The sequence below is a fragment of the Thermoplasmata archaeon genome (assembly GCA_038874435.1).
GTDB lineage: Archaea > Thermoplasmatota > Thermoplasmata > Lutacidiplasmatales > SKW197 > SKW197.
This window is the reverse complement of the sequence record JAVZCK010000034.1, coordinates 1-10962: the sequence shown is the minus strand read 5'-3', so window position 1 is coordinate 10962 and position 10962 is coordinate 1. Positions and strand designations below refer to the sequence as shown.

The following is a 10962-nucleotide window of genomic DNA, read 5'->3' as shown; positions in this document are numbered from 1 at the left end:
GGTGTTATAGGTATTCGTTTCATGAGATATCTATAAGATATCTTAAATATTTAACACTTTCGGTGCATCGGTGGAATTTTGAATGACCCGTTTGAAAATTTATAAGAAAAATGTATCAGGAGCTTTGAATACTGGCATCAATTTTTAAATTTTAGCCAGTATCTTTCGGAGATACTGGATTTGGAGTGCCAGCACTTCAATTTTTAAAACACTCCATAATTTAATTTTCTATCCAAGAGAAGAACTTTTTTAAACCCCTTTTCTATTGTGGAAAAATGTGGTAATCATGGAACCGAATGTAGAAAAAGAAATCGCTGCTGGCAACCGCCTGCTTCAGGAAGGCGACCTCAAAGGTGCGCTGTCGAGATTTAACAAAGCCGCTAAACTGGACCCAAACTGTGCTGAGGCCTACTTCGGAATTGCGGAAGCAAGTGTGGGAATCCCAAAGGTGAGTATAGAACAAATTCTGAATGCATACAAGAAGGCAATCGAACTTGATGGTAAAAATCCGTATTATTATTCTGCATATGGCTCTTTTTGCATAGAAAATGGGCTATATAATGAAGCGGAAAATGCATACAATCAGGCAGCACAACTTGACCCAGAAAATGCCATATACTATCTCTCTGAGCTTAGCGTGGAATTCTACAGAAATGCCGTCTCTAAGTTGGACGAAGAAGCGAGCAATCAAGAGTATGAGAGTATCTTAAAAAAGGCACTAGAATACTATCTGAAGGCCCTCAACATCACTAGAGAAGACGCAGTGCGACTACTAACTAAATGATTTCCATGCTCCAGATATCTGGTGAAGAAGAAATTGATTACGGAATGCTCTGCATATACATCATTGTAATGTTCGTGGTGGTTCTCGTTCTATATATTGTTCTCTACCTCTATACCCGCTTCGGAAAAAAGGAGGCAAGAAAACACTACTGCACCTATTGTGGACGACTAACCGCTGTTGAGAGTAAATGTTGTCATGCGGATATAGAAGAACTATTATTCAAGAAAGTGTGCTCAAAATGCAAAAAAGATGCTGTTGTTGTATGCAAAAGATGTAAAAAAATAATTTTAGATTAAATTGTTTTTTAATGTAAAAATAGTTGTTATTAGATTTTCCCTGCTAGATGACATTCAACAAAGTGGTCCTTTTCAACCTCAATCATCTGTGGCTCCTGCTGGAAGCAAATATCCTTTGCATAGAGACATCTGGGGTTGAATCTACAACCTTTGGGTAGGTCTATTGGGCTTGGCAGTTCGCCTTTAATCTCGGCACGTCCGTGTTTGTGGGTTGGATCAGGAACAGGTACTGCAGAGAGTAAGGCACGGGTGTACGGATGCTGAGCATTTGAAATCACGTACTCTGTAGGCCCAATCTCAACTATTCTTCCGAGATACATCACTGCAATTCTATCGGACATGTATCTTGCCACTGAAACATCATGTGTAACGAATAGATATGGGATCTGGTACTTTGCCCTGAGGTCGAGCATTAGGTTCATAATACCTGCTCTAATTGATACATCTAACATAGACACTGGCTCATCCGCCACTATGAAGTCAGGTCGAAGCACAAGTGCTCTGGCAATCGCTACCCTCTGTCTTTGTCCACCACTCAGTTCATGTGGGTATCTGTAGAGATACTCCGTGGCGGGTTTTAACTCAGCTGCTTCCAACGCTCTGCACACAAGCTCTTCCCTTTCGTCCATCGAGCTTCCAATCTTATGTACAATAAGGGGCTCAGAGACACTCCCGAGCACAGTAAACCTAGGATTGAGTGATTCATATGGGTCCTGGAACACCATCTGGACCCTTCTTCGGAATTCCTTCAGTTCCTTTCCCTTAATCTTGGCGATGTCTTTACCGTGGTGAAGAATTGTGCCATCTGTTGGGGTCTCAAGCCGCACAAGCAAGCGACCAGTAGTAGATTTACCACATCCAGATTCACCGACAAGCCCTAGAATCTCGCCTTTTCTGATTTCAAATGAAATGCCATCAACAGCATGGACCACTTTCTTGGGTCCAAACATGCCAGTAATTCCCATTTTCACAGGAAAATGTTTTACAAGCTTATCGACTTTCACTACTACCTCTGAGGAAGTGGGCTGGAAACCTTCCATTGGCATTGGCTGTGCCATGCTCACATTCTCACCTCCTCTGCAGAAATTCTTGCATTGTACACTTCATATGCAAAGTGACACGCAGTCCAGTGGTTTTTCTCCACCTCTACAAATTCAGGTTCTTTATCTTTGCAAATGTCTTTTACATACTTACACCTGGGATGGAACCTACAACCAGTTGGGGGATTCGCAAGATCTGGGGGCGAACCGGGTATTGCATCTAACCGGCGTTTCTTTCCTTTGATACTTGGGAACGCGCCCAAAAGTCCGATAGAATATGGATGCGAAGTTCGATGGAAGATTGCAACAATATCCCCATACTCAACAATCTTACCCGCATACATTATTGCAATCTTGTCCGCAACCTCTGCCACCACTGAGATATCGTGGGTAATTATGATCATTGAAATCTGAAATTTCCTCTGAAGATCTTTGATTTCCTTCAAAATTCTGTCTTGCATAATCACATCCAATGCAGTGGTTGGCTCATCTGCAATTATGAGCTTTGGATTGCATGCAAGTGCCATTGCAATCATTGCTCTCTGCCGCATACCTCCACTGAATTCGTGCGGATAACCAGTGATTCGTCTAGGATCCAAGCCAACAAGCTGGAAAAGTTCAATCGTGCGCTGTCTCGCCTGCTCCTTGGTCATCTTCTCATGTACTCTCAAAGCTTCCATGATTTGGTCACCAACTTTATACACTGGGTTGAATGCATTCATCGCACTTTGAAATATCACAGAGATCTGTTTCCACCTTATCGCTTGCATCTTCTCTTCCTGCGTCTTTTCGAATCTCGCTCTCTTTGAATCAGCGAGGAGGCCTTTGCCAAAGTCTGGCACGGGTTCAGAGATTCTTTGACCATCAAAATATATCTCGCCGCCGGCAATGTACCCATTATTCGCAAGCAGCCGAGTTATCGCAAAAGCTGTGGTTGTTTTTCCACAACCAGATTCGCCCACAAGTCCTAGTGTTTCACCTGGCTCAAGCGTAAATGAAACACCATCTACTGCTTTCACCGTGCCCTTTCTTATTTTGAAATACACTTTTAAATCCCTTACTTCCAACAACGGCATATTCATCTACTCCTTAACCTTGGATTAATTATTTGTTCCACAGCTCTACCCACGAGATAGAATCCCATGGAGATCATTGTGATGCACAATCCTGCAGGGATTGTCATCCACCAGTTACCAACCGCATTAGAGTACTGTGCGTCGTGGAGAATTATCCCCCAACTCACAGAGTTGGGATCTCCTAATCCAATAAAGCTCAGGGCGGCCTCTGTGAGGATTGCGCCAGAGACTGAGAAAGTCATATAGAGGACTGCTAGTGGAACCACATTTGGGAATAAGTGCTTAAACATAATTCTGAAGTTGCTTGCGCCAGTTACTCTTGCAGCATCTATAAAAGGCCTCTCTTTAAGAGAAAGAATCATTGAACGTATTACCCTTGCAATTCCAGGCCAGCCGATAAGAACAAGCACATATATGATGTTCATAATGCTAGAACCTAGAACCGCTGCAAGAATAATCACGAGTGGAAGGAAAGGAATCACTAGGAACACATCAGTAATCCTCATCAGAACGAGGTCTATGCTACCACCATAATATCCACTAACTAGCCCTATCACTGTACCTAACAACATTGAAAGCACTGCAGCAGTAATCCCAATGAAAAGTGCTATTTGAGAACCCCAAACAATTCTGCTGAGTATATCTCTTCCCTGTGTGTCCGTACCTAGCCAGTATGTATTGCCTGAGGGGTAGGTTCCTGGAGGTAACGGAGTTCTTATCTTCTCAGCTATGAGAATAATACCATTTGTGTTTCTATCACAGAGAAGGACTACTTCTCCAGTTTCAGTTTTATTTTCAAAAGCATTAGTACTTGGATTGTACACTGTCACATTGAATTGAATCACCTGGCCAGTTGGGAATGGTGGGGAAATATTCTTACCAGTTTCATATGTGTATCTTACAACCCCAGATTCTGTTTTTACATAATTCAACACCCACATTATCCGAATTCCTGCTTTCTCCGTTACTAAAAACACTTTATCTGTAGCCTTGCTGAAGAACGGAGGCGAAATCACTTTACCACCTAAATCCAGATTGTAACTTTCCTTAAGATTCTTTTCAGTGCGATTGTAGGCAAATGCCCATACTTTTCCATTTTCTGAGGCAACATAGATCTGACATTCCTCTTCATAATTGGTAGAAATTCCTACGACTGGTTCTCCGGAACTTCCAATGCTATACTTAAGAGGATTAGCTATTGCCTGTGGATTCAAACGGAAGAGATAAAGCATTCCATCATTACTACCTACAAAAACAGGCGTTTCGGAATTTAAACTGGCAAGGTCCTTATAATACTTTGAAGTTACTGGTGAGCTTTTCTGGCTAGGGTTGAATGAGTAATTACCAAATGAGGTCATTGTCCATGGATAACCTGTGGAATTGTACTGGAGGAACGTAATTCCTTTGTCGTGCGCCACTACCAGCACCCTCTGGCCATGGAGTTGAAGGGGCTCTCCATAGACCGTAACATTGCCAGCTATTTGGAACTCACTTCCGGCTAGGAAACCTCTCTGAATTGTTATCTGCAGTTGGCTCAACAATGTTCCTGGCTGAGTAATTCGAAGCTGTAGCGCATAAACCTTGCCCTTCTCAGAGATAACGAAAAATGGCCAGTAATCACCAGTTCTTATAATTTTTGCCGGGAAGGTAACACCTGCTATATTATCAAAATATGCCCCTGACGGAAATTCCACCATTTTTATGTCTTTAGATGGGACATTATACTGATAGTCGTCAACAAAAATATACAATTTTCCACCCGAAGGAGTATTTGCACATACAAATATAGTGATATTGGTCGGTGAACTCATTCCCCCAGCGACTAGATAAAAGTAGGTAAAATTCTGAACAGGGGTGCCATCAAACTCTCTTGTCCACACTACAGTATTATCTCTTAAGCTGATCCCTGAGATCTTACCCTTCGTTCCTTCCGTGGTGAGAATGTAGGCTTTATAAATTTTTTCACCCACTGGTGGTACAGTTGCGGGTCCTCCAACAAGTGTACCCGTGAAGGAATCCGCGGTCGCATTTGATTCCACACCCGTCAAGATATCTGAATAAGGCGCCGTCCAGTGCATGGGGTCTTTGAGACCCATAACTGGTGCTAAAATCGCGATAATCACGAAGAAGAAAATAATTCCAAGACCCACTAGACCTGTAATGCTTTCACTGAACATTTTCCAGCTGCTCTTGAGCACTTTAGTAATATCTCTAATTTTTTCCTTAGTTCTTCTTGATACCATTTTTTCACCTCACAGTCGCACCCTAGGATCTAAGTACGCGTACAGAATGTCTGCCATCACATTCCCCACAATTGTTAGGATTGCAAGGATGTAGAAAACACCCTGTGCCACAGGATAGTTGTATGTCAAGGTTGCTTCGACAAGCCAATATCCCATCCCTGGCCATGAAAACACTGTCTCTGTAAGAACACCACCACTTACAATCCCACCTATGCTTAATGCGAGAGCTGTAACCACTGGCAACATTGCATTTCTCGCGGCATGCTTATACAATATTGTTCTTTCCTTCAACCCTTTTCCCTTCGCTGTCAGGATGTAATCCTCACCCATCACTTCTAACATTGAGTTCCTCATCAGTAACACATCTCCTGCGAGATGGGTCACAGTCAGTGTGAGAAGCGGGAGAGAGAGATGCCATACTATATCTTTGAAATATTCAAATCCTTCCAACGGTTTGTCCGTAGTAGGTGACTGAAGTCCACCTGGTGGGAACCAGCCCGCCTGATTCGATAATACCCATATCAATATCATACCAAACCAGAACAGAGGCATGGAGTAAAAGAACAAACTTACAATAATCACTGATAGTTCCATTCTACTTCCCCTTCTCCATGCCAAAAGCGCACCTAGGAAAATTCCGAGAGCGTATGCAATCACAGTTGCACTTCCGAATAGTAGAACTGTAGGCCCTATCCTTATTGAAATGCCTTCGGTGACTGGCCTTTGAGTTGTGAAATCATTTCCAAAGTTGAAGACAAGCATGTCCTGCATGTACCTAGCAAGTTGTGTAAAGAAATCTGTTCGTATGTATGAAGTCACTTTGATTTCAATCTGAATATCGCCATCTTTGTTCAAAGTGAGTAGTTTAATTACCACAAGATTCTTATCATTACCCCTTGCCTGTAACGCTGGCTTAGGTGGTGTCTTTAGGATTAACTCGGCCCTGTAAAGAGGATACTCTTCATCATTGATTATTATTATATTTTCCGCTGTCTTGTTGTTAACTGTGCTGTTTATAACTATTACATTTGTGAATGTACAGTTGTCAACGAAAGAATCAAATATTTTTGAGTTAGAAATATTTGAGTTTTTTATAACATCTTTTCCTACTAACATGGAATTGAGAACAACAGAGCTACTGTCCTTTTCTGGTGACCCCCATGGTGCCGTCCATGTATCCCTACCGGTTATGTTGACATTATAATACCACACTTCGTTTATAATGGTAGATTTATTTATAATTTCATCTGTGCTACCAACAATTATGCTATTCTTGACTGATGAAGTCCCCATGAAAATTTTTGAGTCTGAGATAATAGAATCTTCGATATTGAGCCCTCCAGGGTTTACTACGATATCAGAGTTTTTAATTGTGTTATTCTGTGCCTGCAATTTTAACTGGTCTGAAAATGTTACTGTACCAATTATCACATTTCCGTTTGTTGCTGCTTTCGCAAGCCATGGGGTTTTATTTCCCACTTCAATAGCAGTCTCTTTCGGTTCAATCACACCATCCTTTGCAACGAGTCCATCCAGGAAAACTCCTGCAGAAACCATCAAGCCAGGTGTCTGCGGTTTGATTTTGATTTCAAGAATGAACCATTCTTCCTGCGGGTTGCTCACAGTATACCTAAGTTCGTTTGTGGAATTCACAAAATTCTCTGGTGTAAGCGCCGTAAAGATAGTAGTACCCGGGTCCTTAGTAAGATGTACTGTTTTGTCTTCTACCGTATAATCCTTTCTATCTTCCAAACCATACTGAACCGCCTGGATATGTTTTCTTTCAGGTGAGGCCTTTGGGTCTAGTGCAAGTTTGGTTGGGTCACCTGGCATCACTCTAAAAATTGTAAAGAGCAATACCAGCACAATCAACAGCGTCACTATGGAGTAGACCGTTCTTTTTATTATAAAGTCTTTTAGTCCCATATTCATCCTCACTCTCCACAAATAAATAGTGCTATATATTGTTTACCATTGCCAATTTTTCGAGCTAAACACATTCTGGTACATATAGTTATTCTTTAGAAAAATCCATATATCATAATGTTTTGGGGTATCCTGGTGATTAAATATGGGACACGGATATGGCTATGGTAAGGTCATAATCTTCGGAGAGCATTTCGTAGTGCATGGACTTCCTTCCATCGTGTGCGCTATTGGAATGAAAACAACAGCAACTGTCTCTATTTTGAAGAAAAAAGATTTTTCTGGTTTCGAAATAGAAGATTTGAGGCCAGAAACACCTGGCTACAAAAAAGAGAAAGAAGCACAAATGTACAAGTCAATTTCGCTCATGTGTGACTACTGCGGAATAGACCTTACAAAAACTCCTCTCAAAATCACCTTTGCTGGTGACCTCGTAGCTGCGTCTGGGATTGGTGCAAGTGCTGCTGCCTGCACTGCTTTTGCTAGGGCTGTAAATGAAGAGTTCAAACTGGGATTCAACGACGAAAAAATAAATGAAGTCGCATATCAGGGTGAAAAGGGTTACCATGGTACACCTTCTGGTGTAGACAACACCGCATCAACATTCGGTGGCTGTCTTGCGTTTCTGAAAGGACCTCCACCTAAATTCGAGCGAATCAAAATGCCTTCGCGGATTGAAATCGTGATGGGAAATACTGGTTTGACTGCAAACACTCAAAAAGTGGTTGAGGAAGTCAAAACGTTTATGAAAAGAGAGCCGGAGAAAACTAAAGAGATTTTCGTGGAAGCGGAAGGGTTGATCAGTGCTGGAAGAAAGGCACTTGAGACAGGTGATTACAGAAAGGTTGGAGACCTTATGAACCGCAATCATGAACTTCTTCAGCAACTTGGGGTTTCCTCTAAAGAACTTGATCTGCTAGTAAATCTCGCTAGAGAAAATGGAGCATGGGGTGCAAAGCTCACAGGAACTGGTAGAGGTGGATACATGGTAGCATTGACTCCAGGGGTCGAATGTCAAGAGAAAGTTGCAAAAGCAATAGAACGTGCTGGCTTTAATGTTCTCAAAACAACAATTGGAGTGTGAGAAGATGGAACTACGGGAGTTCATCGCAGAGCTTGAGAAACGAAAAATGGTCAAACATGTGAAACGAAAAGTAAGCACAAAATATGAAATTTCCACAATAATGAAAATGATGGAAGACCAAACTATCCTATTTGAAAATGTAGATAGTCACACAATACCTGTTGTGGCTAATCTGTGTCCCACAAGAAAGCATGTTGCAATTGGCTTAGGTATAAAGGAAGAAGAGATAATTCCCCACATGATCAAGGCCATCAACGAACCTATTGAGCCAGAAATAGAGAAAATAGAGTATAATGTTACAGAGTCCGACCTCACCAAAATTCCCATTCTTACATACTATCCGTTCGACGGTGGTCCCTACATTGCCTCTGGCATTGTGATTGCAAATGACAAGGAATATGGAATCAATGCCTCTTTTCACAGGGCGATGGTCATTGATAAAGATAAGCTTGTGTTTAGAATCCTAGAAAGAGATTTTGATGCTTACATTAAGCGAGGGCTGAAAGAGTTTGCATTCTGCATCGGAAATTCTATCCCCGTGCTTCTCGGCTCCGCAATCTCTGTGCCAATAAACATGAATGAACTAGCAATTGCGAATGCACTGGCGAAAACAATATGTACACAGATAGATGGGCATATTGTACCCAAGGCAGAAATAGTGATGCTCTGTGAATTCACAGGCGAGATGCATGATGAAGGTCCTTTCCTTGACCTTACAGAAACTCCCGACATTGTCAGGAAGCAAAGAGTGGCAAGAGTGAAGAAAATTTATGTTCTGGAAAATCCAATATATCATGCCCTGCTGCCTGGTGGGCTTGAGCATAAGGTGCTAATGGGCATGCCTAGAGAGCCCACAATTTACATCGAAGTAGGTAAGGTATGCGATGTGAAAGATGTTTATGTAACCCCTGGTGGTTGCTCATGGCTTCATGCAATCGTGAGCATAAGAAAGAAAAATGCAGATGATGGAAGAAAGGCAATCGAAGCAGCATTTAAAGGCCACCATTCAGTAAAGCATGTGTTTGTAGTTGATGAAGACATTGATATTCACAATCCACATGAAGTAGAGTGGGCTATGGCAACCAGGTTCCAGGGAAAAGAGGACATTATCATGAAAGAGGAAAAGGGCTCCTCATTAGACCCTTCTGCGGACCCTCAAACGAGGATGACAACCAAAATGGGTTTCGACCTTACAATACCATTTGGGCACCAAGGGAAGGGTTTCAAAAAGCCAGAACTACCAATGAAATTGAACTTGAAAGAGTACATTGATGACTGAACTCAAGTAGCTCTCCAGAGGTATAGGGTTATCGGGACAGGGTCGTTTATATTAGGTACTGTCAGATAGTTTATTGCCGTGGTTCTCTGTGGGGGCACCTTGGAAAGGCCAGCACTCATATCCGCAGCTGTAGCATCTGGAATTGTATCTGAAAGAAACAGAATTCTATTGGTTCCACTCACTGCTGCATATACAGCATAGTGATACTCTAGTTTTTTTGCAAGTTCAAACTTTTTTTCAATTGCGGCTCTAAGATTTGAACTGGGCATGTTCTGTGCATTTGCGTAGAAACCAAGATAGTATTCTATCGCCTTCTGCACTGATACATCGTAAATCCATAAAGTAGTTCCTGAAGAAGAGACATAATTCGTCTTGTTTATCGTGCTCATCAAAGTTGTAGTGAGCATATCCGAAGCATATTCGGTTTCATGCACAAATTGGGTTGACGGTGGATTCCTTATGTATTTCTCCGCAACCACATAAAGAGCTGCAGCTGCAACAGATAGAATGATAAAGAAGAGAAGGGTATCCACAAGAGCTGTCTGTGCCTTTCCATATCTTGATTTCTGTCTCATGTTCACCACATCTCCACTGTTAACCTCCCTACATGAAACACATCATGTTTATCCTTCAAAGTTACAGGTGCTGTCTCTACTGCATACACACTGGGTCTTGGTACAGGTACCTCTGTGCCGAAAGTCCATTTGGCAGTTGTATTTTCCAGGTCTTCTATCGTGATTTTAAATTTTCTTGTAGAATGAAAATCTTTTAACACCGTTTGATTCGTAAGATTCTTTATTTTGTCAATGTCAAAGACACCACTCACAGGATTCATGCTGTATGTACCATTGTACATTATTTTATCATAAGAGCGAACAACCCTAGAGAGAGAATAACATTCATCCTGAATGTTCTCCTGATTCACAGTGGAAAGATAAAGAGACACTACATGAACTACGCTTATAAGAAATACAGTAACCCCAGCGATGATTAGAATCATTGCAGGGATCTCCTCATAGAACCCTGCCACACCTTTATTTTTTCTATTCAATCTATATCTCATTAGGCATGGAATTACATGGGGGTTTTTTAATCTTTCTCCCCCTACAGTATCTCCGAACAAGTTGGAAAAGCCAGATACTCATTACTACCCTAAAAGCCATTAGAAAGGGAATTGATGTGGACATACTACAGGGAAATCTACTGATTTTTTCCCGGCCTACACCCCTATGGC

Annotated in this window: 10 protein-coding genes; 4 read left to right on the top strand and 6 right to left on the bottom strand. The window is 41.8% G+C overall.

The features are described 5' to 3' along the window. Positions 1 to 286: 286 nt before the first annotated feature. Together QXD64_08630 and QXD64_08625 are read left to right on the top strand one after the other, a co-directional pair. Positions 287 to 784, top strand: a complete 498-nt coding sequence (locus tag QXD64_08630) for a tetratricopeptide repeat protein (GenBank protein MEM3397372.1) — start codon at positions 287 to 289, stop codon at positions 782 to 784. 5 nt (positions 785 to 789) lie between these two features. Next, positions 790 to 1080 (top strand): hypothetical protein, encoded by a 291-nt coding sequence (locus tag QXD64_08625; protein ID MEM3397371.1) that lies wholly within the window; start codon positions 790 to 792, stop codon positions 1078 to 1080. Positions 1081 to 1109: 29 nt separating this feature from the next. Here the strand turns inward: QXD64_08625 and QXD64_08620 are convergent, their stop codons facing one another. Genes QXD64_08620 through QXD64_08605 form a run of 4 tightly spaced genes read right to left on the bottom strand, consistent with a single transcriptional unit; the run spans position 1110 to position 7365 of the window. Further along, positions 1110 to 2138 carry an ABC transporter ATP-binding protein gene (locus QXD64_08620; GenBank protein MEM3397370.1) on the bottom strand — a complete coding sequence of 343 codons (1029 nt, stop codon included), beginning with the start codon at positions 2136 to 2138 and terminating at the stop codon, positions 1110 to 1112. A 2-nt stretch (positions 2139 to 2140) separates the two neighbouring features. After that, positions 2141 to 3202: an ABC transporter ATP-binding protein gene (locus tag QXD64_08615; GenBank protein MEM3397369.1), complete on the bottom strand. Its 1062-nt coding sequence runs from the start codon at positions 3200 to 3202 to the stop codon at positions 2141 to 2143. Further along, entirely contained in the window at positions 3199 to 5439 is a 2241-nt protein-coding gene (locus QXD64_08610) for an ABC transporter permease (GenBank protein MEM3397368.1), read from the bottom strand. The genes QXD64_08615 and QXD64_08610 overlap by 4 nt, the downstream gene beginning before the upstream one ends. 9 nt (positions 5440 to 5448) lie before the next feature. Further along, on the bottom strand, positions 5449 to 7365 hold the full coding sequence (locus QXD64_08605; protein ID MEM3397367.1) for an ABC transporter permease: 1917 nt from the start codon (positions 7363 to 7365) through the stop codon (positions 5449 to 5451). Positions 7366 to 7510: 145 nt separating this feature from the next. Between QXD64_08605 and mvk the strand changes: the two genes are divergently transcribed. Then, positions 7511 to 8449, top strand: coding sequence for a mevalonate kinase (mvk, locus tag QXD64_08600; protein ID MEM3397366.1), 939 nt, complete (start codon positions 7511 to 7513; stop codon positions 8447 to 8449). 4 nt (positions 8450 to 8453) lie between these two features. After that, a complete protein-coding gene (locus QXD64_08595; protein MEM3397365.1) occupies positions 8454 to 9728 on the top strand; it encodes a UbiD family decarboxylase in 1275 nt (424 codons plus the stop codon). A gap of 2 nt (positions 9729 to 9730) precedes the next feature. Here QXD64_08595 and QXD64_08590 read toward each other — a convergent pair whose 3' ends face one another. Further along, the gene (locus QXD64_08590) at positions 9731 to 10303 is read right to left on the bottom strand and encodes a hypothetical protein (GenBank protein MEM3397364.1); all 573 of its coding nucleotides are present in this window, start codon (positions 10301 to 10303) and stop codon (positions 9731 to 9733) included. A 2-nt stretch (positions 10304 to 10305) separates the two neighbouring features. Next, positions 10306 to 10791 carry a hypothetical protein gene (locus QXD64_08585; GenBank protein MEM3397363.1) on the bottom strand — a complete coding sequence of 162 codons (486 nt, stop codon included), beginning with the start codon at positions 10789 to 10791 and terminating at the stop codon, positions 10306 to 10308. Between the last annotated feature and the right edge of the window lie 171 nt (positions 10792 to 10962).

Bases quoted from the DNA above. Each gene is read 5' to 3' on its own strand.
- QXD64_08630 (MEM3397372.1), top strand. From the start codon at position 287: ATGGAACCGAATGTAGAAAAAGAAATCGCTGCTGGCAACCGCCTGCTT.
- QXD64_08625 (MEM3397371.1), top strand. From the start codon at position 790: ATGCTCCAGATATCTGGTGAAGAAGAAATTGATTACGGAATGCTCTGC.
- QXD64_08620 (MEM3397370.1), bottom strand. From the start codon at position 2,138: ATGGCACAGCCAATGCCAATGGAAGGTTTCCAGCCCACTTCCTCAGAG.
- QXD64_08615 (MEM3397369.1), bottom strand. From the start codon at position 3,202: ATGAATATGCCGTTGTTGGAAGTAAGGGATTTAAAAGTGTATTTCAAA.
- QXD64_08610 (MEM3397368.1), bottom strand. From the start codon at position 5,439: ATGGTATCAAGAAGAACTAAGGAAAAAATTAGAGATATTACTAAAGTG.
- QXD64_08605 (MEM3397367.1), bottom strand. From the start codon at position 7,365: ATGGGACTAAAAGACTTTATAATAAAAAGAACGGTCTACTCCATAGTG.
- mvk (MEM3397366.1), top strand. From the start codon at position 7,511: ATGGGACACGGATATGGCTATGGTAAGGTCATAATCTTCGGAGAGCAT.
- QXD64_08595 (MEM3397365.1), top strand. From the start codon at position 8,454: ATGGAACTACGGGAGTTCATCGCAGAGCTTGAGAAACGAAAAATGGTC.
- QXD64_08590 (MEM3397364.1), bottom strand. From the start codon at position 10,303: ATGAGACAGAAATCAAGATATGGAAAGGCACAGACAGCTCTTGTGGAT.
- QXD64_08585 (MEM3397363.1), bottom strand. From the start codon at position 10,791: ATGAGATATAGATTGAATAGAAAAAATAAAGGTGTGGCAGGGTTCTAT.